Raw genomic sequence first — 25572 nt, 5'->3', positions numbered from 1 at the left:
GGATTACTTGTTAATTACTTTACGGCCTTTATAAAAACCGTCAGCTGTTACATGGTGACGACGATGCGTTTCACCAGAGGTAGAGTCAACCGACAGTGTAGGGCCGCTCAGTGCATCGTGAGAACGACGCATGTCGCGCTTAGAACGACTTTTACGATTCTGTTGTACAGCCATTTACGCTATCTCCTAAGTTTATTTACGCTTTAATTCTTGCAACACTGCGAAAGGATTATCCTTTTCGCTTGGGGTATCATCAATTTCACCCCATTGCATTGCGTTACTATCTACCCGACATTCGCGCTCATCATGTTTGACCACAACAGGCATTGCCAATATCAGCTCATCTTCTACTAATCGATGCAGATGGATCTCACCGAGCTCATCCAATTCGATAGGCTCGTAATCACTCGGCATATCGGTGGCCGTTTGCCGTTTGGTCACAGGCGCATAAACAAAGTTACTTGCCAAAGCTAAGTCCATAGGGTCACCACAGCGCTCGCAAGCGACAGTGACCTTGACCTCAGCACGCCCTGCCACATGTTTAATCCGTTGTGCATCTTCAGCGAAGTTAAGCTCAACGTCAACATCTGCACATGGCGCGACCAAAAGCTCTTGTAAACGGGTAAGCGTGTTACCTGGGACTTGTCCTAGGTAGCTTAATTGTTTACCGGCACTTTTGACCGGATCGACCGAAATTGGGATACGAACCTTCTGCATAGGGCGCGAATGTTAAAGGATTCGGCCACTGAAAACAAGTGGTTTTAAGCTTTTTATCATGGTGCTGTACGCTTATTCGCCAACAGTGGATTGATGCCCCACTCACGCAACATTGCTAACAAGCGAATTAAGGGTAAACCAATCAAGCTATTCGGATCATCGCCACGCATGGCACTGAACAAACTAATGCCCAGCCCTTCGCTCTTAAAACTGCCGGCACAATTCAACGGCTGCTCTAAAGCGACATAACCAGCTATCTCGTCATCTGACAATTGTCGAAAGCGCACTTCAAAAGGCTCCACGCACGACTGTAAACGTTGCTCAGCACTATCGTAGACCGCCAAGCCCGTATAAAAGGTAACTGTTTGCCCCTGCGCTGCACGTAATTGAGCAATGGCATTGGCTGCGGTTCCAGGTTTCCCCAAGATTGCTCCGTTTACTACCGCCACTTGATCTGAACCGATCAGCACATGCTCGGGATAGTGCTCTTGCAACGCTTTGGCTTTGGCTATCGCCAAGCGCTCCACCAAATGTTGCGCAGATTCATCAGGCAAAGGAGCTTCATCAACTTCAGGTGCCGCGCAAGCAAATTGCGGCAGCACTTTCTCAAGTAACATTTTACGGTACGGCGACGTTGAGGCTAACACGATAGATGTCATCGGAGCTCCTTAGCTAACTTGGTACAACGCAGCGCTCAGTGGTGCGTTGTGCTAAAAATTGGGGGAAATCATGCCAACTGTGCAGCACGGGGTGCTGCTGATAATGGCTGTGGCTAGTCAGTTCAAGCGCACCAAAACTCACAGCTAAAGCATCTACGTTTGCAGCGCGTGCCATCGCTAAATCATGATCGGAATCGCCAATCATTAACGTCTGCTGCGGCGTAACGCCGGTCGCCTGCATAATTTCATGTAACATCTGTGGATTCGGTTTCGAGGCGCTTTCATCCGCGCAGCGCGTCGCCACAAAGACCTCATGCAATTGACTTTCGGTCATGACCCGATCGAGGCCTCGTCGTGCTTTACCTGTCGCTACGGCAAGTAAGTACCCTTGCCCACGTAAATCGTCGAGTAACTCGGGCACACCGTCAAACAAGGGCGTCGGGGTGGTATCAAGAGTGACATACTGATCACGATACACGTCTAAAAATTTTGCATAGGTCGGTGCCGCGAGCTGACCGAACAAACGTTCTATGGCCGGTGCCAAGCTCAAACCAATAATACCCTTGACCGCGTCAGTCGCGGGCACTGGCAATGCCAACTGGCGCGCTGTCGCTTGCATTGAAGAGACAATACGCCCAATTGAATCCATGAGCGTACCGTCCCAGTCAAAGACGATGAGTTGATACGGCTGCTGCATTTCTTAACCTTTGGCTTGCTGAGCTCGCAACTTTTTCAAGGTGTCCGCGAGCATGTCATCAAGAGGCGCCTCGACAGTGATCGCTTCACCACTTTGCGGGTGGCTAAAGCGCAACCGATGGGCGTGCAAAAATAAACGATTGAGACCTAGCTCTTGCATGAGTTGATCAAAGACCGGATCACCATACTTAGGATCACACGCAATTGGATGGCCCGCATGCAAGGCATGCACACGAATTTGGTGCGTACGTCCGGTAATTGGTGACGCTTCCACTAGCGTCGCATGCGTAAAGCGCTGCTGAATACTGAACCGTGTTTCTGACGGTTTACCTTCGGCATCAACCCGCACCACCCGCTCACCTGACTTTAAGGTGTTCTTCTGTAGTGGCGCTGCGACTTGCTTCACATGCGACTGCCATTGTCCACGCACTAACGCCAAATAGCGTTTATCCATGGTCTTATTGCGCAATTGCTCGTGCAACGACCGCAGTGCTGAACGGCGTTTCGAGACTAAAATACAACCGCTGGTTTCACGATCAAGGCGATGCACCAATTCTAAATGTTTAGCATCAGGACGCAGTGCGCGTAGGCTTTCAATCAAGCCAAACTGCAACCCTGAACCGCCGTGAACCGCAAGACCGGCTGGTTTATTCAGCACCATTAACACGTCATCTTCATAAAGAATCTGTGAGGTTAAGGCTTGCACACGTTCAAGGTTGGCCGATGGTAACGGATTTTTTTCCGCGACCCGCACCGGCGGTATGCGCACCTCATCGCCACCTTTAAGGCGATAATCGGGCTTCACCCGTTTTTTATTCACGCGCACTTCACCCTTGCGCAAAATTCGGTACACCAATGATTTAGGTACACCCTTTAGTTGCGCTAAGAGGAAATTATCAATGCGTTGCTCGGCGTAATCCGCATCTACGGTTACCCAGCGTACTTGTTGTGGTTGTGTCTCGTTCATGCGGCGTAGTTTAACATTTTCATTTTGCCGAAACCGCATTTTTCTTGCTTTATTTTAGCTTGTGCTAAGGTGATGTTTCGTGGAATAATGTCGTGTCCGGAAAAAGCCGCCCGAGATATGAAAGAAGCGGTTCGCAAGCCTAATTATAAGGCAAAAGATGCGAGAGTTACGTCATGAATAACACGTTGTGGATGGGTATCCGGCATGTTTCATCAGCCGCTTTTCCACCTCAACATACGCCCCGTATGCATGGTTATAACAGCGACGTTGTGCGAGATGTTGAGAGCATGGACTTTAAACCCGACCACGCATTGTCAATGCAATTATGCGACAACACGGTACGACCTCAAGCTTATTTCGGCTTGGTAACCAATTGCGTACCTCACGTTGGTGAAGCTATTCACGCAACGGGAGGTGTCATCACACGCTGAGATAGCGCGATGGCAGTCTAAAATTCAATCTCGAAATAGCGATGGCATGGTAGCCTTCGTACTGTGTTGTGGCACTTAAAGTAAGAGTCACAACTATGAAAAGAATGCTGATCAACGCAACCCAGCAAGAAGAGCTGCGCGTTGCTTTGGTGGACGGACAGCGATTATATGATTTAGATATCGAAAGTCCGGGCCACGAACAGAAGAAAGCAAACATCTATAAGGGTAAAATTACCCGTATCGAACCAAGTCTTGAAGCGGCGTTTGTCGATTATGGCGCAGAACGTCACGGCTTCCTTCCTCTTAAAGAAATCGCGAAAACCTACTTCCCTGACGGCTACACCTTCTCTGGTCGCCCAAACATTAAAGATGTGGTGAAAGAAGGCCAAGAAGTTATCGTGCAAATCGATAAAGAAGAGCGTGGCCAAAAAGGCGCTGCCCTCACCACCTTTATTTCGCTTGCCGGTAGTTATTTGGTGTTAATGCCAAACAACCCACGTGCGGGTGGTATTTCGCGCCGCATTGAAGGTGATGAACGTACTGATCTGAAAAATGCGATGAGCAATTTGCAACTGCCTGATGGCATGGGCTTGATCGTCCGTACCGCAGGGGTTGGCAAATCAGCGGAAGAACTCGAGTGGGACTTAAATGTCTTGGTTCATCACTGGCAAGCCATCGAAAAAGCGTCGAGTGAACGCCCTGCGCCATTCTTGATTCACCAAGAAAGCAACGTCGTGTTCCGTGCCATTCGTGATTACTTACGCCGTGATATCGGTGAAGTCCTGATCGATAACGCAAAAGTCTTCGAGCAAGTCCGTGACCATGTGTCCTTGATCCGCCCTGACTTCGTAAATCGCGTGAAGACCTATCAGGGTGACGTTCCGCTATTTAACCACTACCAAATTGAAAGTCAGATTGAATCAGCGTTCCAACGCGAAGTGCGCTTGCCTTCGGGCGGCTCGATTGTCATCGACCCAACTGAAGCATTGACCTCGATTGATATCAACTCTGCGCGAGCCACCAAAGGTGGAGATATCGAAGAAACAGCGTTCCAGACCAACTTGGAAGCCGCTGAAGAAATCGCTCGTCAATTGCGCTTGCGTGACGTCGGTGGTTTGGTCGTTATCGACTTTATCGATATGGGGCCAACCAAACACCAGCGCGAAGTTGAAAATCGCCTACGTGATAACCTCAAACAAGACCGTGCGCGTATTCAAGTTGCGCGTATCTCTCGGTTCGGTTTGTTAGAGATGTCACGCCAGCGTTTGCGCCCTTCACTTGGCGAGTCTGCCAACCACGTGTGTCCGCGTTGTGATGGTCACGGTACCATCCGCTCGGCCGAATCTCTGGCACTGTCGATTCTCCGTTTGATCGAAGAAGAAGCGTTAAAAGACAACACCATTCAAGTACAAGCACAAGTGCCTGTTACTGTTGCGACCTACTTATTGAATGAGAAACGTAAAGCGATTAGCGACGTTGAAAAACGTCACAACGTGTCGGCCTTGGTGATCCCAAACCCGCACCTTGAAACGCCACATTTCGATGTAAAACGTTTGCGTAGCGATGAAGTCGAAGACGCCAACAGCTTTACCTTAATTGACAAGCCAGACACCACAGCAACCGAAGTTGTGCTGAATAAAGATAAGCCAAGCTTTGAAGAGCCTGCGCTTAAAGGCTTGCAAGCACCAAAGACTCCTGCACCGACGCCATCAGCACCTGCTGCTGAGCAGAAGTCTGGACCGTCGTTGGTACAACGTATTCTGAAAGCTTTAAAAGGCTTATTTGGTAACAACGAAGCCGAAGAGAAAAAGAACGAGCAGCAACAACAGGCGCAGCGTCGTTCAAATAACCAGCGTCGTGGTGGCCGTAACCAACGTGGTAATAACAACCGTCGTCGCGGTAACCAGCGTCAGCGTCCACGTGACGAACAACGTAATAACGACGACAAAGCAGCTCCGGCGAAAGCGCAAACGCAAGAGTCAGGCAAACCACAAGAGACCAAGAACGAACGTGGTCAACGTCGTGGTGGTCGTGGTCGCAACCGTCAGCAAGGCAACAATGACGCCAACAAGACCGAGCAAGCACAAGCCACGCCTGCGAAGTCGAACGAGCAGCAAGAAGCGAAAGCTCCAGCGACGCCGAAGCCACGTCGTCAGCGTCGCAAGCTCGATAAGTCAGTACGTGTCGCGACCGGTGATACCACTGCAGCAGATAACGCTGTAGCGGCTACTGCAACCAGCACAGACAGCCAAACTCAAGTGACCCAGCAAGCAGCGCCGAAAGCGGCCCCTGCCCCAGCTAAGTCAACTGAGCAAAAGGCCAAAGAAAGTGTTACTGAAACGACTGAAACCGCCGAAACAGCAGCTAGCACAGCAGATAACGCTGCAGCGCAAACTGAAGCGCCAGTAAGCCCTGAGGTTAAAGCAGCTAGTGAGCAAGACGAAAAACGTGAAGGTCGTAACCGTTCGCGTCGTAGTCCTCGTCACCAGCGCGCCGCAGGCCAACGTCGTAAAGAAGAAAAAGCTGCTGAACAAGAGCAAACTGAAGCAGCAGAGCCTGCGCAGGTCGAGTTAACACTCGAACAGCCAGAGCTGTCAGCTGAAGTGAAAGCTGAACCTGAAGTGGCAGCTGAGCCTGAAGCAAAAGCTGAACCTGAAGTGGCAGCTGAGCCTGAAGCAAAAGCTGAGCCTGAAGTGGCAGCTGAACCTGAAGTAGCAGCTGAGCCTGAAGTGGCAGCTGAGCCTGAAGTAGCAGCTGAACCTGAAGTGCAAGCTGAGCCTGAAGTAGCAGCAGCTGAACCTGAAGTAAAAGCTGAGCCAGTAGCAGCGCAAAAAGCTTCGCGCAAAGGCATCGTGGTCACGGCGCCGATGACCAAAGCGAGCTCGCAGCCACGCACTGCCGATTACAGCCCACTCAATGTTGCAAATGATGATGCACGTGCGCAAGTTGCGAAGGCTTCGCGCTTTGCCACCCTCAGCCAAGCAACATCAGTAGTACGTTCTGATACCGTAAAATGTAGCCCGCGTTAATCGCGCGGGTTTTTACGCAGCAACACTCAGCTGTCCCCAATGAAAAAGCCAAGTCAAATGACTTGGCTTTTTTTTGTTTGGCATTTCGCGAGACGCTGTTATTTCAGGTTCGTTTCAAACAGCTTGTAGATGCGGCGGTATTCATCCAACCAACTCGATGGCTGACGGAAGCCATGCGGTTCCACTGGGAAAATAGCCGTTTCAAAATCTTCTTTCTCGTGTTCAATCAAACGCTGTACCAGACGCACACTGTCTTGGAAAAAGACGTTGTCATCGACCATTGGTGAATTGATCAACAACGCATCCTCAAGGCCTTCTGTGAAGTAGATCGGCGAGCTACGACGGTAGGCAATCGGGTCGTCATCCGGTAAGTTCAAGATGTTCGAGGTGTAACCGGTATTGTAATGTGCCCAATCCGAAACCGGACGTAAGGCAGCACCCGCTTTAAATAAACCAGGCTCTTTAAACAATGCCATAAAGGTTAAGAAGCCACCGTAAGAACCACCGTAAGTCCCCATACGCTCGGTATCTACATTAGTGTTAGCTCCTGCCCACTTCACCACATCCATTAAGTCTTCAACTTCTGGCGTCCCCATTTGACGGTAAATCGCGGTCCGCCAATCACGACCGTAGCCTTTTGAACCACGGTAATCGAGATCGAAGACCACGTAACCTTGTTGGTTTAAGAAGGTATGGAACATGAATTCACGCTGATAGTTCGACCACCCTGCGTGGGCATTTTGCAAATAGCCGGCGCCATGGATAAAGACCACTGCGGGATACTGCTCAGCGCGCTCCGCATCATAATCTTCAGGGTAATAAACGCGGGTATAAATAGGGTCGTCCACGTGACTTGAAGGAACAGCAATCACTTCAGGCACGGTCCAGTCGAAACTTTGGAAGGCTTCCGTTACAGTCGAGGTCAAGCGCTCAGCACGCGCATCGGACGACAGTGCTTGACGGTAGAGTTCATTCGGTTGCAAGGCATTTGAATAGGTAAACAGCAGCTCTTCACCTGTTGGACTCACTTCAAAACCACTCACCATGCCATCAAGGTTGGTCAGTTGCTCCATAGCAGTGCCGTCAAAACTAACACGGTAGATTTCATACACACCAGGGTGTTTCGCGTTGGCGGTGAAGTAAAGTTGTTTTCCGTCCGCACTAAGGGTCGGATTTTCGGTAACAAATTTACCCTGGGTAAGCTGTACTTGCTTACCACCTAAACGTTTATGGTAGAGATGTGCGTAGCCATCCTCTTCACTTTGGAACCAGATCGCTTGCTCGTGACCTGGGACAAAATCAAATTCGTTATGGGTATAGTTAATCCACGCTTCGTCGTGCAAGCGATGCTGATTGACCAGTTGCTTACCAGCAAAATCGACGGACGCAATCCAACGATCTTTGTTGTCCCAAGCTTCCAGCATCACCACAGCATTGTTACCGCTATCCGACCAACGGATCGCACCTTCACGCCAGCCCCAATCCTGCATCAAGGTAATTGGCCGCGGTGCCGCTTTGCTCTCATACGTTTTGCCTTCGGCGGCATGGTTTTCGGCTTTCACCTCCGCCAATACATCTTCATCCCAACCCGGCAAAGTGTTGTAGGTAACCGTGCTTTGCTCACCTGTGGTTAAATCAAGCAACACCACTTGGTGACTTACCGGTTTGGCATCGGCAACCCGACGACGTACCTTCTCAGCCGCCACGCGACCGTCTTCCGCCACGTAATTTGGCATGATATCGCCATCATCACGCCAGCTTTGTGGATCGGTAATCGCGACAATCATTTTGTCACCGGCAGGAGAAAGGCTCGCCGCGACAATTTGTTTGTTATTGCCCAGATAAAAAGCTTCTGGCGCTAACGAGCTATTCGCCGCCGACAACTGCGCTTTATAATCGGCACGTTCTTGGCGATTACGCCGCTCGCTTTGTACGAATTCAATCAAGTCGACCTGTTCACGCGCGACAAAATCTTTAGGAGTACTTACCGCTTCCGGTTTAGCGCGAGTTTCCAATGCTGCAATTTGCTCAGTGCGTCCACTTTCGGTGTCGACCGCGAAGAAATCGTTACCTTGGCGATAAGCCAAACGGCCATCGGTCAAAAACACCAATTGTGACTGACGCGCTTCATCACGGGTAAGTTGCATGACGCTGTTTTGTTGCAAATCACGTACAAAAATATTGCCTTCAAAGGTGTACGCCAACTTGCTGCGATCAGCATTATAAATACCATCGTTGTAGGCATAGTTGTGCAGCTTTTCTAATGGAATTTTGTGTGCATCATCTTTGTCGAGTGGTAAATGAAACCAATCACTGACCACGCTACCGGCACGTTTTTGTTGATACAACACGCCACTACCATCCGCCATCCAATACGCCGAATTCGGTGAACGTGCCACCCAATCTTGATCCGCCATAATTTGTTCAATGGTCAATGCGCCAGCAGTGGCTTGAGCATTCTCAGCCACATCCAATTGCAACACTTGCGCCGGTGCATTGGTTGCCGTTTGTGCCGCTGAGGGAGTATCCGTGGCAGCGCACGAGGCAGCAACAAAGGCCGCCAATAAAGAAACGGTAAATTTAGTTTTCATTCTTCTAGTTTCCTTTAGTAGAGATGGCTTCATTAAAGCAAAATGCCCAGCAACTTTCGAGCTGGGCATTGTCACCATGCGATGAAGTTCAAAGAACTTGCGGTTAGGACTCCGCATCGGCTTGTTTTGCCGGGTGGGCTGCGGCAACCCACGGCAGTTCTAACAGACGCTCATACACCGCCATCATTATTGGATACGCACTTAAGTCGATACCAAACCGCTGGGCACTGTAGACTTGCGGCACAAGGCACACATCTGCCATCGAGAAGGTATCACCGACGCAGTATAGCCCAGCAATCTCTTCCAGATTTTTTTCAAACGCAGTAAAACTCTCTTTAAACCAATGATCCAACCACGCTTGCTTTTGTGCATCACTCACCTCAAGCACTTCTTTCAGGTATTTTTGCACGCGCAAGTTAATTAAGGGTTGCAGCTCACTCGCCAAATCGAGCGCTAATGCCCGGGCGGCACTGCGTAGGCGTGGCGTTGCGGGCAACAAACTAGGCTCGGGATACTTTTCTTCCAAGTAATCCACGATCGCCAACGATTGATGCAAGATGATCTGGCCATCCACCAAGGTGGGTACCAAACCATTCGGGTTCAGTTGTCGATAGGCCTGCTGGTGTTGCTGACCGCCGTCCTTGAGCAAATGCACAGGAATTGCGTTGTAATCCAATTGCTTAAAGTTTAGGGCGATACGGGCCCGATAACTGGCGCTTGAGCGCCAGTAGCCGTAAAGTTCCATAAGAAGCTCCGCAACTAAGAAAGATTATTCAGGCGTATACTGTACGACTTTTTGGTCGATACTGCCAAAAATGCTCTCACCTTTTGCGTCCTGCATCTCAATTTTGATGGTGTCACCGAACTGCATAAAGCCGGTACTTGGTTTGCCGTCACGAATAGTTTCGATCATCCGAACTTCTGCAATACAGCTATAGCCCACCCCACCTTCGGCAATAGCACTTCCGTGATCAGTGCCCTGCTTATTGGAGACCGTACCCGAACCGATAATTGCACCGGCACCTAAATGACGCGTTTTCGCTGCATGTGCAACCAACTGGGCAAAATCAAAGGTCATATCTTCACCGGCGTTCGGCTTACCAAATGGCGCGCCGTTGTAGTAACTCAATAACGGCAAATGAACTTTGTTAGCCTGCCAAGCATCGCCCAGCTCATCTGGGGTGACTGCGACCGGTGAAAACGCCGACGACGGTTTTGACTGGAAGAAGCCAAAGCCTTTGCCGAGTTCGTTTGGAATCAAACCGCGTAAGGATACATCGTTCACTAACATCAACAAACGGATGTACTGGCCAGCCTCTTCTGCGGCGACTCCCATAGGAACATCGTCAGTAATAACCGCAATCTCACCCTCAAAATCAATACCCCAAGCCGTGTCAGCCATCTCAATGCTGTCTTTTGGCCCAAGGAAGTCGTCTGAACCACCTTGGTACATCAAAGGGTCGGTCCAAAAGCTTGGTGGCATTTCTGCGTTACGTGCTTTGCGCACCAGCTCCACATGATTCACATAGGCACTGCCATCGGCCCATTGGTAGGCGCGTGGCAGAGGTGACTCACACAAGCTCTCATCAAAGGCAACGGCATCGTCGATTTCGCCGTTATTGAGCGCCGCGTAGGCTGTTTCTAATTCAGGTGCAATCCCGTCCCAATCATCAAGCACTTCTTGCAGGGTTTCAGCCAGTGCTGGCACCGCCACTGCTTTGCTCAAATCGCGGCTGACCAACATCAACTGGCCGTCGCGGGTTCCATTTCGATAGGTTGCAAATTTCATCGTTTATTTAGCCTTTTCGTCTGTGGTTCGCCAGCTGTAAACATACTCAGTGTTTTCCACCTCAGCACATACTTCCCCCATGCTCAAGGCATGGCGTGTGTCGAGCATGACAGCGACTTCATCAGTGAATTTTTTGCGGTGTTCCAACCCCGCCTGAAACGCTTTTGGATGCGGTCCGTGGGTAAACCCAGCAGGATGGAAGGTTACCATACCCTTATCGATGTTATCACGACTAAAGAAGTCACCTTCGTGGTAGAACAACACTTCATCGTAATCATCATTGTTATGATAAAACGGCACTTTAAGTGCGCCTGGATCTGATTCAATCGGCCGCGGGACAAAGGTACAGACCACAAAGCCATCCGCCACAAAAGTGGTATGCGCCGACGGCGGCAAATGGTAGCGATGGCTCATTAACGGCCGAATATCGCGCCAGTTGATCCGCATCGGTGCTAAGTCACCATGCCAACCGATCGCATCCAGCGGATTAAATGGATAAGTGATGACCGAGATCGAATCATGCCGCTTCACCTGCACCTGCCAGCTCTCTTCGCTGTACTGGGCCTTGAAGGCATCATCAATATCAGGCGTATCCAAACACGCCGGATCAAAAATCGCGTGATTGCCTACCAGACCTTTCTCAGGCAATTGGTAAGCACTGTCCGTGGCTTCGATCATCAACAGTTGCATCGGCTCAAGCGGTTCGAGTCGCCATGAGGTTGACCGCGGTACGACAAAATAATCGCCCTTCTCCAACGTCAAATGACCGTAGTCACAGAAGATCTCGCCGCGGCCTTCGTGCACAAACAGTAAATCGTCGCCATCGGCATTACGCACCAAAAATGGCATGTTTTCGGCACAATGCCAAAGACGAAACTTACACTGTTTATTGTGCAGCAACAGCGGCACTTGCCACGGTGATGCCGTGGCAAGGTTGTTTAGTTTGTTGAAATCAAAATTGCGTGGACGTAGCTCACCTTCCCACTGCGTCCAACCCGTCGGGGCATGACGATGGTGAAAATGCGTTGCAGGGCCGAAAAAACCACTGCGCCCAGCTTCGCGTTCATAAATCGCCTGCTCCGGAAAGTCAGCATGCGCTTGCTTCGAGCTCACACCGACCTGTTTCGGAAAACTGGCCCATTTACGCATCGCTTAATACTCCACGTCGGATTTGATCTTCTTCAATCGATTCAAATAAGGCTTTGAAGTTCCCTTCACCAAAACCTTCATTACCTTTACGCTGAATAATCTCGAAGAATACTGGACCAATGACGGTCTGGGTAAAGATTTGCAATAAGATGCCATCTTTCATTGGCGCGCCGTCGATCAAGATTTGCAGCTCACGTAACTCATCAACGTTCTCGCTGTGTCCTTCGACACGCTCGTCGATTTTCGCATAGTAGGTGTCTGGAGTTGGCATGAAGTCCATGCCGATCGCACGTAAATCGCGTACCGTTTTGTAGATATCATCTGAGGTTAAGGCGATATGCTGGATACCTTCACCGTTGTACTCGCGCAAGTATTCTTCGATTTGTGACTTATCGTCGTGTGATTCGTTGATTGGAATCCGGATCTTGCCACATGGTGCAGTCATTGCACGGCTCAACAAACCGGTGAGCTTGCCTTCGATATCGAAATAACGGATTTCACGGAAGTTACCAATGCGCTCGTAGAAGCCCGCCCAGGTGTCCATGTTGCCACGGAAAACGTTATGGGTAAGGTGGTCAACTTCATACAAACCGGCAGCGTGCTCTTTCATTTTCGCTTCCCAATCGTCGTAGAAGTCGAAGTCTTGCCCATAAACGCCGGTGCCTTCGTAGTTATCAATGAAATACAACACACTCTCACCAATACCATACACCGCAGGGAAGTCAGCTTCATTGGCAGCGACCGAACGCTGGAACGGCTTGGCACCGTTGGCAACCGCATGCTCAAAGGCGTGCTTCGCATCTTTTACGCGCCACGCCATACCGCATACACTCGGACCGTGCTCTTTTGCAAAGGCTTCAGCCTGACCGCCCGCCTCGGCATTCACCAAGAAGTTGATGTCGTTCTGCTTATAAAGCCACACCGGTTTGGTTTTATGCTTCGCGACTTCGGTGAAGCCAAGCTTCACAAACAAATCTTTCAATGCTGCCACGCCTTCGGCATCGGCAGCGGTGTACTCAACGAACTCAAAGCCGTTGGTTTCTAGTGGGTTATAGTTGATATCTGTCATTCTGTTATCCTCGTTGCTCTGGGTGCGGCGCGTACGAGCTGTCGCGCGCGATTGTTTTTTTCGTGCCCTAAGTTCTACTACGGGACTTCGACAAGCGCCAGCAACGAGGGTGAAACCAGCGCAGGTAAAACCCGTGATGGTTTTTGTAAATAAAAAGGTACAGGTGCACTTAAGGCAGGAAAGCGCGAATGCAGTGTACCGAAACACGTACATTCACGCTTATTTTCGTAAACATTTATTTACGACGTGGTTTTTCCGGCAGTTTTACGGCGTTGCTTACCAATCCCGTAATCACGTAATTTATTCGCCACCGCGGTGTGGGATAACCCCAGTTTTTTCGCCAGTTGCCGGGTACTTGGATAACTCGGATAAAGCCGGCGTAGAATGGTCGCTTCAAACTTCTTCACGGCCTCATCCAGACTACCACCTTCAAGATCTACCGCGAGATTCTCTTGTAACCCATCAGCATCAGGCAGATAGAGGTCATCAACATCTAACCGATCACCTTCCAGCATTGAGATGGAACGGAACAAGACATTCTCAAGTTGTCGCACGTTACCCGGCCACTGATAGCGTTGCAGCATGTCACGACACTCCGGCGTCAATAGCACCAGACTGCGCCCCAAGCGTTGGCAGCTTTGCAAGGTAAAATGATCCGCCAATAATGGAATGTCCGTCTTGCGCTCGCGTAGTGGTGGTAAGTGCAGGCTCAAGACGTTTAACCGATAGAATAGGTCTTCGCGGAAGGTTCCAGCTTCGACCCGCTCAAGCAAGTCATCGCGTGCCGAGCAAATCACGCGGACATCCACGGCCACTTCTGCTTCTTCACCAATACGACGGAATTTGCCGTCTTGAATAAAGCGAAGCAATTTCGCTTGCAGGCCATTCGACATTTCGCCGACGGCATCGAGCAACACGGTGCCACCGTTCGCTTGTTCAAAAATGCCCTTCTTCGCCTCGGTATGCGGTCCAAGGCTACCTTTGCCATGACCGAACAACTCACTTTCCGCCACATTATCAGGCAAGGCCGCACAATTCACCGCCAAGAAGGGCTGTTCGGCGCGCTGACTGGCCTGATGGCAAGCCCGCGCCAGCAACTCTTTGCCGACCCCAGTTTCACCCTGAATCAGTAAAGGTACATTCAGTTCAGCCATTCGCCGAGCTTCTTTCAGTAACTTTTTCATGCTGGCATGTTCGCCGAGCAACTGCTGAAACGCGTCATGCTGCCCGGTACGTTGCCATTGCTGACTCAAGGGTTGTGGTTTGCAGGTCAACACCGCACCAGCAAAGCTGCTGCTGTCGTTATCGTCGGCCACCCAAATCGGCATCAGCTCGGCAAAATACTTCCCGCCATTCACCGTCACTTGATTGGTGTGTGGCTCGAGCGGTTGGCGTTCCAACCAGCGATTCACATTGAAGCCACTCAACCATTGGCTTAACGGCGTTCCGGCCAGCGGTTGGCGTGTATCCGAAAGGAGCAGTACCGCAGCGTCGTTGGCGATATCAATGGTGCCTTTTGCATCCACTGAGAGGACCGGATCTGGAAGCTTATTGAGCAACAAACTGAACTCAAAGTGCTCGCGCTCAGAGGGCATAAAGGCCACAGTTTTAACGTCTTTTACGTTAGGAATACGACGGATTTCTGGCATTAAATGCTGAAAATCCTGAAATGCGAGTTCAGGAAAGTTTAGAAATATCTTGCCTTTCGGATCGACTTCAATCCCCCGAAGATCAATCTCACGGTCACGCAAGATTTGTAGTACGTCTTGGCATAAGCCCAAACGATCATCACAAGTAATTTCGAGACGCATGGCCACAGGGTACCCAGCTAGAAAAATGTAAAGATTAGTATACACGAAAGCGCTTCAACCCGTCAGCAGGAAGAAGCGCTTTTTTTAGATAAAATGACGGTGTTAAGCGTCAGCTAGTACCGCATCCGTACGTGCCGCCATAATAAAGTCATTTTTATGCAAACCGTTAATCGCGTGCGTCCACCAAGTTACGGTAACTTTGCCCCACTCGGTGGTCAGCGTAGGATGATGGAATTCTGCTTCGGCGATTTCACCGACGCGATTGGTAAACGCTAGAGCTTGTTTGAAGTTTTTAAATTTAAACTCGCGTTCCAATTGCATCACGCCGTCACGTGCCACTGGCACCCAGTCAGGAATTTCACGCATCAGCTCTGCAAGTTCAGCGTCCGATACTTTCGGCGCATCCGCGTTACAGGCTTCACAAGTTTGTTGTTTTAATTCAGACATAACGACTCCAAGTCAATTCAAAAGGTAATTTATGCGGCATCTTTAGGTGGGAATTTAGGTTCAAACAACCCTAATTCCATGGCTTCATGCACCAAGGCCATAATGTCGAGATTGGCGATATCGTAGAGCTCGTCCGTACTCCCTAAGGTGTAGTAAATCGGCTGCATAATATCGATACGGTATGGGGTACGCAACGCATCCAAAGGGTTCAATGGTTTGCGCTCAGGTTTCTCACTCTCCATGGCGTAGTCGGTTTCTCCTGGCGACGATAAAATACCGCCACCGTAAATCCGTAACCCCTGCTCGGTCTGCAGTAAGCCGAACTCGACCGTAAACCAATACAGCCGCGCAAGGTACACCCGCTCTTTCGGCGTCGCCTTCAGCCCTAACTTACCGTATTGATGGGTGAAGTGCGCGAACGCCGGGTTGGTTAGCAACGGGCAGTGGCCAAAAATCTCATGAAAGATATCGGGTTCTTGCAGATAATCAAACTCTTCGCGGGTACGAATAAAGGTTGCCACCGGAAACTCTTTGTTCGCCAGTAAGCGAAAAAACTCATCAAAAGGGATCAGTGCCGGTACTTGCGCCACTTTCCAGCCCGTGGTCGCTTCCAGCACCTCATTAACTTCATGTAACTGTGGAATACGGTCTAAGGGTAAATTCAACAGTTCTAAACCATGCATGTATTCATCACAGGCTTTGCCCGGAATATGTCGTAACTGGCGCGCCACCAAATCATGCCAAACGGCGTTCTCTTCGGCGCTCCAAGCAATGATCCCATGTTCATCAGGTTGACGTGAAACGTATTGGCTTTGTTTACCCATAAGTAACAGCTTCTCCCTGTTGTTCTGTGGTTGTAAAGGATACTGCTGTCGCCAGCGCCTGCGCGAGGTCCGCGATAATATCGTCCACCGCCTCCAAACCGACCGAAATACGGATCAGCGTATCGGTAATCCCAGCTTTGGCACGCGCTTCTGGCGTGTACGGTGAATGCGTCATGGACGCTGGATGCTGGATCAGCGTTTCCGCATCTCCCAGACTCACAGCAATGGTAATTAATTCGAGATGATCGAGCATGGCACGCGCCGTGGCGCTGTCGCCGTTCAGTTCAAACGCAATAATGGCACCACTGCCATGCATTTGCGTGCCCATCAAGCGTTGTGCCGGATGCTCTGCGAAACCAGGAAAGTACACCTCACGAACGAGCGCATGATTCCGCAGAAACTCCGCTACTGTTGCGGCATTTTCACAATGGCGTTGCATCCGTACATCAAGCGTTTTCAGACCACGCAGAATCAACCACGCATCATGCGGGCTCATGGTCGCGCCCATGTCTTTAAGGGTGGTCATTTTGATCAGTTCAATGTCTTCTTGGCCACCGCAGATAAGACCCGCGACCACGTCACCATGACCATTTAGGTACTTGGTGGCGCTATGGATCACTAAGTCAGCGCCCTGCTCTCGTGGGCGCTGCAATAACGGTGTCATAAAGGTATTGTCGACAATTACCCGTGCTTGTTGGGCATGTGCAATGGTCACAATAGCAGCGATATCGATAACACGTAGATGTGGGTTCGCCGGCGTTTCCACAAACACCATTTTGGTGTTTGGACGCATCGCTTGGGCGACAGTTTTAGGGTCGGTCATATCGACAAAGTCGACCTCGATACCGAACTTAGCAAACAGGTGGGTGAACAGTGCAAAGCTACAACCATAAATGGTTTCGCCTGCAATCACATGGTCGCCCTGTTGCAAGAATGCCAGCATTGCAGCAGATACCGCGCCCATGCCCGTCGCACAAGCGGCGCCTGCGGGATAGCCTTCAAGCGCGGCAACGCGCTGCTCGAGTTCACTCGTCGTGGGGTTCCCCAAACGCGAATAGATGTAACCACTCTCTTCACCAGCAAAACGTGCTGAACCCTGCGCCGTGTGCGTAAACGAAAACGTCGCAGTTTGATAAAGCGGTGCAACCAAAGCGCCATGTTCATCACGTTGCTTACCACCGTGAATCGTCATGGTTGCTGGCTGCCATTGCGATTTGGAATTATTGTTGTTGCGCATTGGCAGTATGTCCTCCTGTTGTCGACAATACAGAGAGTGCATGCTGCCTTTGCGCAACGCAACTTGTCAGGCTGACGAAGTTGCGGATGGGGTGTAACGCAAATTTGCCACTTTGCGTTAGAACAAGCTTGGTTAAAGGTTCTTCAATTCGCGGTCAACTTGATACGCGTTAGAGGTTACGTATTTTTCCATCGCGCGCAGTCGATCTTCCAACTCACGAAAGTCATCATCAATTTCATGAAAGGCTTTACGTGGTGGCTCACCCGCTTGATAAATCTTGGTTTTCAAACCCACAGGCTTGTGCTCTTTGGCATCTTTAGTATGCGGCTTTTCATCTACAATCATCCATGCCGCAATATAAAGGATCAGTACGAAGCCATGACCGAAGATAACGGCTGTCACCAGAATAATCCTTACCAGCCATGACTCAATGTTAAAGTAGTTCGCGATCCCTGCGCACACCCCTGCAATTTTTGCGTTTTCTTTATCGCGCAATAACTGCTTACGTGGTTTGCTCTCTTGATCGTAACTCATTTGCGATCCCTCCAGTTCGGCGCATCAGCATCCAAAATGGCTTCTAAGGTTTTGATGCGTTCGCGCATTTGCTCGGCTTGCTGACCCAGTTGCTGTAAGTTCTGCAACTCTTCAGTCGATAGCCCCTGACTGATTTTGCGTTTACTGCGGTAATGCATAATGACCCAAATCGGCGCCACAAAGATCATAAACAAAATCAGTGGTACAGCGATCATTGGTACAAGTATGTCTGCCATGGTTAAGGTCCCCTACGTCCCGTGGCGCGCTGGTGACACCCGCAGCTGCGGGTGTTGCCCACCGCAAAATGAATTACTCTGCTTTTTCTTGTTTTTGTTGTTGAACGCGCGCTTTTAACGCTTCCAGTTCATCATTAATCTTATCTTCAGTTTCAAGTTCAGCAAACTCGTCACGCAAGGTTTTCTTGCCCATGTCATAGGCTTCAACCTGCGACTCTAAGTCATCGATTTTGCTCTCGTAACGTTCAAAACGTTGCATCGCATCATCAATTTTGCCGCTGTCGATACGCTTTTTCACTTCTAAACGACTACTTGCCGCGCGTTGACGCATGACAATCGTTTTTTGACGTGCTTTGGCATCTGCCAGCTTCTCTTGCAATTGACCCACTTCTTCATTCAAACGATTCAAGTGCTCGTTGATGCGCTCAATGTCGGTTTGCAAACTTGCTACAGCGTCGTTGGCTTTACCTTTCTCAACTAAGGCCAAGCGTGCCAGGTCATCACGGTCTTTGCTCAGGGCCAGCTCTGCTTTGCTTTCCCATTCTGCAACGTCGCGCTCATAACGTGCCATTTGACGCTCAGTGTCTTTCTTCTCAGCAATTAAGCGCGCTGAGGTTGAACGAACTTCAACTAACGTGTCTTCCATTTCTTGAATAATCAAACGCACCATTTTCTCTGGATCTTCTGCTTTATCCAGTAATGCGTTGATGTTCGAATTTACGATATCAGTAAAACGTGAAAAGATACCCATGTTCGTGTCCTCATCTTGTGATTCGAAACTGTTACTTTACGGTCCCAATAGTTAATGCAGAGACCGTGCCAACTTTTAAATCAAAACACAAACAACTGATATTAAAGCGTTTTAATGAGTTCTTACAAGAAATGATTTTTTAGTTTGACCCGTTTAGGTTATCAAATACACTAATTATTAGTTAATTTAACCACCTTGCGTATTACAACAATAAAAAGGGGTACCCCATGCGTCGCTCTCGCGAAGCGGATAACCTGATCGGCGAAGCCAATAGCTTTCTTGCCGTCCTTGAGCAAGTCTCACAAATTGCGCCGTTAAACAAACCTGTCCTCATCATCGGTGAACGCGGCACTGGTAAAGAACTTATTGCGGCGCGGCTCCACTTTCTCTCGCAACGTTGGCAGCAAAACTACGTCAAACTTAATTGTGCCGCGTTAAGCGAAAGCCTCCTCGAGAGTGAACTCTTCGGCCATGAGGCTGGCGCTTTTACCGGCGCACAAAAACGCCACGAGGGCCGTTTTGAGCGGGCTGACCAGGGCACACTCTTTCTCGATGAGTTGGCCAATACCTCAGCACTGGTACAAGAGAAGATCCTACGCGTGATTGAATACGGTGAATTTGAGCGCGTTGGTGGCAGTCGTACGGTCACCACGGATGTGCGACTTATTGCTGCCACCAACGAAGATTTACCCGCGCTCGCCGAACAAGGCGAGTTTCGCGCCGACCTGCTCGACCGCCTCGCTTTTGATGTCATTACCCTACCGCCACTACGTGAACGCCAAGAAGACATTTTGCTCCTTGCCGAACACTTTGCCATCCAAATGGCCCGCGAATTGAATTATGAGCTGTTTAGCGGCTTTACTGACCACGCCAAGCAAACGCTGCTCGAGTACACTTGGCCGGGGAACATTCGCGAACTGAAAAACGTGGTGGAGCGCTCGGTGTATCGCCTCGGTAGCGGTGAACTTCCGTTACATGAGGTCATTATTGACCCGTTCGCCAGTCCTTGGCGCCCCTTGCCTGCGGCACACCGTAACAACGGCGCAGCGGCGCCGGTACAAACAGCCACAGCAGCTGATGCAGAGCCCGCTGTTGCACCTACAACGGCACAAAGTGGACTGGATTTTGATGCCGGCGCCATCGATTTTAAAGAAACCATGGCAAATTATGAGACAGAAGTTTTACAACAGGCGCTGCGCCATGCACAATTCAACCAAAAGAAAACGGCGGAATTACTGGGCTTAACTTACCACCAGCTCCGTGGTTACCTAAAAAAGTACGCTTTATTGGATGGATCGGCACCCTAAATGAATGTTTTGCGCGTCGGATTATTACTCCCTTGCCTTGGCGTTGTCGCTTGTAGCCCTGCCACTGAGAACGTAGCGCCGTTACAAGAGGGGATCGTCTATTGTTCCGAAGGCAACCCTGAGAGCTTTAACCCACAATTGGGCACCTCAGGCACCACCATTGATGCCAGTGCTGCCCAGCTCTATGACCGATTGCTTGACTATGACGACGATCAACAGCAATTCGTGCCGGCACTTGCAACCGCTTGGCAAGCTTACGATCAAGGTACCCGTTACCGTTTTACCTTACGTGACGACGTCGCCTTTCATCATACCGCTTGGTTTGAGCCGACCCGCGCCATGACTGCCGACGATGTCGTCTTCAGCTTCGCCCGTTGGTTAAAACCCCACCACCCTTATCACCCAGTGAACGGTGGCAACTATCCGTTTTTTACCGCCAGCGGCCTGAACCATTTAATTGAAGACGTACGCGCCGTTGATGCGCACACGGTTGAATTTGTGCTTAGTCAAAGTGACAGCTCATTTTTAGCCAACCTTGCGACTGATTTTGCGGTGATCTTATCTGCCGAATACGGTGCTCAACTGCTGGAGCAAGGCACGCCGCAGCAGATTGACACGCGTCCAATAGGTACCGGCCCCTTTGTCTTTGAAGAGTTTCGCAAAGACGTCATGATCCGCTACAGTCGGCATGAACAGTATTGGCGCGAAGCACCGAAGATCAAACAATTGGTCTACTCCATTACCCCGAACGCCAATAAACGTATGTTAAAAATGCTAACGGGTGAGTGTGATGTCATCCCCTATCCACTGGTTGAAGAACTGGCGCTGTTGGATAAAGGTGATGAAATCAACGTGTCGAGCACGGTCAACCCCAATATCGCGTTTTGGGCCTTTAATACCGAACGTCCTCCGTTTAATGACCCGCTCGTGCGCCGCGCACTGGCCTATGCCGTCAATCGCGCAGCGATAATTCAAACCGTTTACAACGGCAATGCGCGCTTAGCAACCGGCATCTTGCCTGAAACATCCTGGGCCTATAGTCCTGTCGATTTAACCTACGGTTATGACCCTGCCCGTGCCAAAGCGCTGCTTGCTGAGGCAGGCTATGAAGATGGCTTCAGCTTCGATATCTGGGCCATGCCAGTGCAACGGGCTTACAATCCGAATGCGCAAAAAATGGCTGAACTGATCCAAGCCGATCTGGCGCAAGTTGGCATTCGTGCCAATATTGTTACTTACGAATGGAACGCCTTTCGTCGTCGCCTGGCACGCGATGAGCACGATAGCGTCCTCATTGGCTGGATTGCCGATAACGCCGACCCAGACAACTTTTTCCGGCCGTTATTAAGCTGCAATGCCCTCAACGTTGGTACCAACCGTGCCAATTGGTGCCAACCTGAGTTTGACGCCTTACTCAGTGAAGCCTTGGCTGAAAATAGTTTAGATGTGCGCAAACGCCTGTATCATGAGATCGAGAACTGGGTCTATCGCGACGTTCCTTTAGTACCTATCGCCAACTCAATGCGCTTTCAGGCGTATCGCAGCGACATTCGCGGTGTTGAGGTACCCGCTTATGGTGGCGTGAGTTTCCGCCAAAGCTATCGCGTGGTCGAGGAGCAACAATGATCCGTTACAGTTTCCGTCGACTCGCGCTGTTAGTCGTCACCCTCTGGTTGCTAACCGTATTCTTATTTGCCCTGAACTACTTTTTTCCGGGTGACCCGCTGACCAATATGAGCGGCGTCCGTGCGAGTAATCCTGAGGCCTATCAGCAACAAGTCGTGGCGCGCAATTTCGATCAGTCGATCGTGATGCAGTATGTGTCTTTTTTGGGGCACTTCACGCGCGGCGACTGGGGCCAATCCCTCACCACCCAACGTGACGTTTTCGCCGATCTCATGCCACTGTTAGGGGCCACGCTAGAGCTCAGCTTATTAGCTATGATTCTCGCCATGGTCCTTGGGGCGCCCTTGGGATTATATGCCGCAGGACAACAACGAGGCGCCATGGATCGCGTGGTCATGGGGATTAGTTTAAGTGCCTACTCCATTCCAGTCTTTTGGCTCGCTCAGCTCTTCATTTTGTTGTTTGCGGTTAAACTCGGTTGGACCCCCATCTCCGGCCAGTTGAACCCATTATTTAATATTGATGTTCGCACTGGCGCAATCCTGATTGACATTTTGTTAAGTGATACCCCTTACAAAAAAGCCGCCATCGCCGACGCCATTAACCATCTCTGGCTACCCGTCATTGTGCTGGCAATCATGCCTGCAACCATGCTCCTACGCGTGATGCGCAACAGTATGTTAGAGGTATTACAACAAAACTATATTCGCGCAGCGCGCGCACGAGGCCTCTCAGAATCACGCATTCTTTGGCTCCATGCCTTACCCAATGCGATGCAACCTGTGGTCCGTCAGCTCGGCTTAATGTTCAGTATTTTAATGAGCAACATTATCGTGCTTGAAGTCATCTTCAACTGGCCCGGAATGGGGAGTTGGTTGGTGAAAAGTATTTATGAACGCGACTACCCAGTCATGCAAGGTGGCCTCTTTACCATCGCCGCCCTCATTCTGCTGGTCAACGTGTTGGTCGAACTTTTCCATGCGTGGCGCTATCCGCAAGTGCGCAAGGAGCTGTATGCAGAACACTAAAATTTACTTTCAGCAACGCGAACCTTCGCCACTGCGGCAAATTGCCTTGCATATGAATGCCAATCCGTTTGCGGTCGCCGCAGCGTACTTTTTGGCGTTTGCAATGTTGATGATGCTGTTATCGCCACTGATCACGCCATTCAACCCTGATGAACAGTTTGCGAATGCCATTTTGCAACCGCCAAGCTGGCACGAGAGCGGTGAGATTCGCTTTCTTTTTGGTACTGATGATTTAGGTCGCGACCTCCTCTCACGTATCATTGCCGGATCGGTGTACAGCCTTGGCTATCCGCTGATTGCGGTATTTTTTGCTGCCGTTATTGGTATCAGCATTGGTGCTTGGGCCGGAATGTCCCGCGGTGTCCAGTCGTCTACGCTGAACCATTTATTGGATGTGATTTTGTCCATTCCATCGTTATTATTGGCGTTGGTGATTATCGCGATTCTTGGTCCTTCACTGCTCAACGTAATGTTTGCGATCACCCTGGTGTTGATCCCGCAGTTCATTCACTCAGTACATAATGCTATCTACGATGAGCGCCACAAAGAGTATGTCACCGCCTCACGGCTCAACGGTGTCAATCGCTGGTACATGCTAACACGGGTGATTTTCCCCAATATTACCAGTGCCGTAGTGATGCAAACGACCTTTGCATTATCTACCGCGATCCTTGATATCGCGGCGCTGGGCTTCTTAGGTCTCGGGGTACAGGCCCCCGCCCCAGAATGGGGCACTATGTTGGCGCGTAGCCTTGATCAGGTCTATGTTTCGCCATGGATGATGGTGTTACCCGGATTAGCACTATTTTTAACGATTTTATCGATCAATATCCTTGGTGACAGCGTCCGAGCCGCCATTGCAGAACGGGTACGTAACGCATGAGTGCTATTCTCGATATTCGCAACCTATCGATTGAATTGGAAACCGACAACGGTTTGGTTCGCGTACTGGATCGCTTCAACCTCCAGTTGTCAGAAGGTGAAATTCACACCTTAGTTGGCGAGTCAGGCTCAGGCAAAAGCTTGCTCGCCAAAGCTATTTTAGGCTTTATTAATCCACGCTGGAAAATTACCGCCGATCGTTTGTGGTGGCGGCATTACGATTTGCTCTCACTTAGCCCAGCGCAACGCCGGTTGGTCACTGGACGCGACATGGCGATGATTTTCCAAGATCCAGGTTCGCATCTTGATCCCAACGAAAAAGTTGGCGCACAACTGCAAGAGAGTATTCCCTCTGGCGCGCTCAAAGGCATTTACTTAAAACGCCGCGCAGACCGCAAAACCCGCGCAGAGCGTTTGTTACACCGGGTCGGCATTAAAGACACGGACGATGTCATGGAGCGGTATCCACATGAGCTTTCGGAAGGTTTAGCGCAGAAAATCAGCATTGCCATGGCGATTGCCCATAACCCCAAACTACTGATTGCTGATGAACCTACCACCGCCATGGAGCCCAGCACCCGAGCCCAGATCTATCGCTTATTAGCCAAGCTTAGTGCCAGCCAAGGCATGTCCATACTGATGGTGACGCAAGACCTCACCGCCGTAGTGCCGGAAAGCCAGCGCATGAGTATGATTTATTGCGGGCAATTGATGGAAACCGGGCCAACGCAACAGCTTATGGCCGAGCCTTATCACCCGTACACCGATGCCATGCTCAGCATGAGTTTATTCAATCAGGATTTGCCCCCGAAAACGCGCCTACCCACCTTAAAAGGGGCGATACCGACGCTGCAACACATGCCGATTGGCTGTCGCCTTGGGCCACGCTGCCCCTATGCACGACGTGCATGTATTCATCAACCGCCGCTCGAAAAACGACAGCAGCAACAATTTGCGTGTCACTATCCATTACGGGATGACCCTGATCATGAGTAAACTTTTAGAAGTACGCGGGATCAGCAAATACTACGTGCATAAAGATGGCTGGCTACCAGGCAAACGGGTGTGCGCATTAGAACCTACCAGTTTCACCTTAGGCCGTGGCGAGACGCTGTCGATTATGGGGGAAACCGGGTCAGGTAAATCCACCATCGCAAAAATTATCGCCGGCGCCGAACGCCCTTCGCAAGGTGAGATTTTTATCAACGGTCAGTCCCTCAACCTTATGAGCGACCAGCAACGTTGCCGTCACGTACGGATGATTTTCCAAGACAGTCTGCGTTCGCTAAACCCACAAACCACCGTCGGCAAGCAGTTGTGTGAGCCTTTAATCTTTAATACCGAGCTGACGCCGCGACAACAGAAAGAGCGTGTTCACAACACCTTACGCAAAGTGGGCTTACTACCTGATCACTATGATTTTTACCCACACATGCTCTCCAGTGGACAACAACAGCGGGTGTGTATCGCGCGAGCGATCGTGCTTGAGCCACAAATCATTGTGGCCGACGAAGCTTTCGCCGCACTCGATCCATCAATTAGAGCTCAAATCATTAACCTCATGCTCGATTTGCAACAAGATATGGGTATTTCATTCATATTCGTCTCACATTCGACGGAGATCGTGAAACACGTCTCTGACAAGATCTTGATAATGCATCGTGGTAAAATGATTGAGTTTGGAACCACACAGGCACTCATACAACAATCAGAGGAGCCGCTCACCCGAGCCCTGCTTTGCTCTGACTACAACTACAAAGTGCCATTAAACTCAACAACGAAGGAGTAACGC

General features: G+C 50.3%; 24 protein-coding genes. 7 read left to right on the top strand and 17 right to left on the bottom strand.

The genetic code is table 11. The annotated features are described in order from the left end of the window. Positions 1-3: 3 nt before the first annotated feature. The 5 genes from rpmF to rluC are packed head-to-tail and all read right to left on the bottom strand — an operon-like array spanning position 4 to position 3039. Positions 4-174 carry a 50S ribosomal protein L32 gene (gene rpmF / locus G535_RS0111210; RefSeq protein ID WP_026862145.1) on the bottom strand — a complete coding sequence of 57 codons (171 nt, stop codon included), beginning with the start codon at positions 172-174 and terminating at the stop codon, positions 4-6. 18 nt (positions 175-192) lie between these two features. Continuing rightward, positions 193-717, bottom strand: coding sequence for a 23S rRNA accumulation protein YceD (gene yceD / locus G535_RS0111205; protein WP_026862144.1), 525 nt, complete (start codon positions 715-717; stop codon positions 193-195). A gap of 56 nt (positions 718-773) precedes the next feature. After that, on the bottom strand, positions 774-1376 hold the full coding sequence (locus G535_RS0111200; protein ID WP_026862143.1) for a Maf family protein: 603 nt from the start codon (positions 1374-1376) through the stop codon (positions 774-776). Positions 1377-1389: 13 nt separating this feature from the next. Continuing rightward, complete coding sequence (locus tag G535_RS13535; protein WP_084616856.1) at positions 1390-2073, bottom strand: HAD-IA family hydrolase; 684 nt, start codon at positions 2071-2073, stop codon at positions 1390-1392. 3 nt (positions 2074-2076) lie between these two features. Next, positions 2077-3039 carry a 23S rRNA pseudouridine(955/2504/2580) synthase RluC gene (rluC, locus tag G535_RS0111190; protein WP_034728461.1) on the bottom strand — a complete coding sequence of 321 codons (963 nt, stop codon included), beginning with the start codon at positions 3037-3039 and terminating at the stop codon, positions 2077-2079. 526 nt (positions 3040-3565) lie between these two features. Here rluC and rne point away from each other — a divergent pair. Continuing rightward, positions 3566-6499, top strand: a complete 2934-nt coding sequence (gene rne / locus G535_RS0111185) for a ribonuclease E (protein ID WP_026862141.1) — start codon at positions 3566-3568, stop codon at positions 6497-6499. Between the two features lie 98 nt (positions 6500-6597). Here the strand turns inward: rne and G535_RS0111180 are convergent, their stop codons facing one another. The 12 genes from G535_RS0111180 to pspA all read right to left on the bottom strand — a co-directional run bounded on the left by G535_RS0111180 (position 6598) and on the right by pspA (position 18937). After that, positions 6598-9090: a S9 family peptidase gene (locus G535_RS0111180; protein ID WP_026862140.1), complete on the bottom strand. Its 2493-nt coding sequence runs from the start codon at positions 9088-9090 to the stop codon at positions 6598-6600. A gap of 103 nt (positions 9091-9193) precedes the next feature. Next, positions 9194-9835: a maleylacetoacetate isomerase gene (gene maiA, locus G535_RS0111175; protein WP_026862139.1), complete on the bottom strand. Its 642-nt coding sequence runs from the start codon at positions 9833-9835 to the stop codon at positions 9194-9196. A gap of 24 nt (positions 9836-9859) precedes the next feature. Beyond that, entirely contained in the window at positions 9860-10879 is a 1020-nt protein-coding gene (locus tag G535_RS0111170; protein WP_026862138.1) for a fumarylacetoacetate hydrolase family protein, read from the bottom strand. 3 nt (positions 10880-10882) lie between these two features. Beyond that, complete coding sequence (locus tag G535_RS0111165) at positions 10883-12028, bottom strand: homogentisate 1,2-dioxygenase (protein ID WP_026862137.1); 1146 nt, start codon at positions 12026-12028, stop codon at positions 10883-10885. Beyond that, positions 12021-13097 carry a 4-hydroxyphenylpyruvate dioxygenase gene (gene hppD, locus G535_RS0111160; RefSeq protein ID WP_026862136.1) on the bottom strand — a complete coding sequence of 359 codons (1077 nt, stop codon included), beginning with the start codon at positions 13095-13097 and terminating at the stop codon, positions 12021-12023. Before hppD ends, G535_RS0111165 begins: the two co-directional genes overlap by 8 nt. A 239-nt stretch (positions 13098-13336) precedes the next feature. Next, positions 13337-14908 carry a transcriptional regulator TyrR gene (gene tyrR, locus G535_RS0111155; RefSeq protein WP_026862135.1) on the bottom strand — a complete coding sequence of 524 codons (1572 nt, stop codon included), beginning with the start codon at positions 14906-14908 and terminating at the stop codon, positions 13337-13339. A 102-nt stretch (positions 14909-15010) separates the two neighbouring features. Beyond that, complete coding sequence (locus G535_RS0111150; protein ID WP_026862134.1) at positions 15011-15355, bottom strand: 4a-hydroxytetrahydrobiopterin dehydratase; 345 nt, start codon at positions 15353-15355, stop codon at positions 15011-15013. Between the two features lie 29 nt (positions 15356-15384). Beyond that, positions 15385-16179 carry a phenylalanine 4-monooxygenase gene (gene phhA / locus G535_RS0111145; RefSeq protein WP_026862133.1) on the bottom strand — a complete coding sequence of 265 codons (795 nt, stop codon included), beginning with the start codon at positions 16177-16179 and terminating at the stop codon, positions 15385-15387. Next, positions 16172-17416, bottom strand: a complete 1245-nt coding sequence (megL, locus tag G535_RS13530; protein WP_051207168.1) for a methionine gamma-lyase — start codon at positions 17414-17416, stop codon at positions 16172-16174. Before megL ends, phhA begins: the two co-directional genes overlap by 8 nt. Before the next feature lie 132 nt (positions 17417-17548). Continuing rightward, on the bottom strand, positions 17549-17950 hold the full coding sequence (pspC, locus tag G535_RS0111135; protein WP_026862132.1) for an envelope stress response membrane protein PspC: 402 nt from the start codon (positions 17948-17950) through the stop codon (positions 17549-17551). Beyond that, a complete protein-coding gene (gene pspB / locus G535_RS0111130) occupies positions 17947-18186 on the bottom strand; it encodes an envelope stress response membrane protein PspB (protein WP_026862131.1) in 240 nt (79 codons plus the stop codon). The genes pspC and pspB overlap by 4 nt, the downstream gene beginning before the upstream one ends. Before the next feature lie 73 nt (positions 18187-18259). Then, positions 18260-18937 (bottom strand): phage shock protein PspA, encoded by a 678-nt coding sequence (gene pspA / locus G535_RS0111125; protein WP_026862130.1) that lies wholly within the window; start codon positions 18935-18937, stop codon positions 18260-18262. Positions 18938-19164: 227 nt separating this feature from the next. Between pspA and pspF the strand changes: the two genes are divergently transcribed. Genes pspF through G535_RS0111095 form a run of 6 tightly spaced genes read left to right on the top strand, consistent with a single transcriptional unit; the run spans position 19165 to position 25569 of the window. Beyond that, positions 19165-20244: a phage shock protein operon transcriptional activator gene (pspF, locus tag G535_RS0111120; RefSeq protein ID WP_026862129.1), complete on the top strand. Its 1080-nt coding sequence runs from the start codon at positions 19165-19167 to the stop codon at positions 20242-20244. Beyond that, positions 20245-21870 carry an ABC transporter substrate-binding protein gene (locus G535_RS0111115; RefSeq protein WP_034728086.1) on the top strand — a complete coding sequence of 542 codons (1626 nt, stop codon included), beginning with the start codon at positions 20245-20247 and terminating at the stop codon, positions 21868-21870. Further along, positions 21867-22898, top strand: a complete 1032-nt coding sequence (locus G535_RS0111110; protein ID WP_026862127.1) for an ABC transporter permease — start codon at positions 21867-21869, stop codon at positions 22896-22898. The genes G535_RS0111115 and G535_RS0111110 overlap by 4 nt, the downstream gene beginning before the upstream one ends. Then, positions 22885-23781, top strand: coding sequence for an ABC transporter permease subunit (locus tag G535_RS0111105; protein WP_026862126.1), 897 nt, complete (start codon positions 22885-22887; stop codon positions 23779-23781). Before G535_RS0111110 ends, G535_RS0111105 begins: the two co-directional genes overlap by 14 nt. Further along, positions 23778-24776, top strand: a complete 999-nt coding sequence (locus tag G535_RS0111100; protein WP_026862125.1) for an oligopeptide/dipeptide ABC transporter ATP-binding protein — start codon at positions 23778-23780, stop codon at positions 24774-24776. The genes G535_RS0111105 and G535_RS0111100 overlap by 4 nt, the downstream gene beginning before the upstream one ends. Beyond that, positions 24769-25569, top strand: coding sequence for an ATP-binding cassette domain-containing protein (locus G535_RS0111095; RefSeq protein ID WP_026862124.1), 801 nt, complete (start codon positions 24769-24771; stop codon positions 25567-25569). Before G535_RS0111100 ends, G535_RS0111095 begins: the two co-directional genes overlap by 8 nt. Positions 25570-25572: the final 3 nt, after the last annotated feature.

The organism is Pseudidiomarina sediminum DSM 21906, from assembly GCF_000423165.1.
Classification (GTDB): Bacteria; Pseudomonadota; Gammaproteobacteria; order Enterobacterales; family Alteromonadaceae; genus Pseudidiomarina; species Pseudidiomarina sediminum.
The sequence above is the reverse complement of the archived record's forward strand: the minus strand, read 5'-3'. Positions and strand labels throughout refer to the sequence as shown.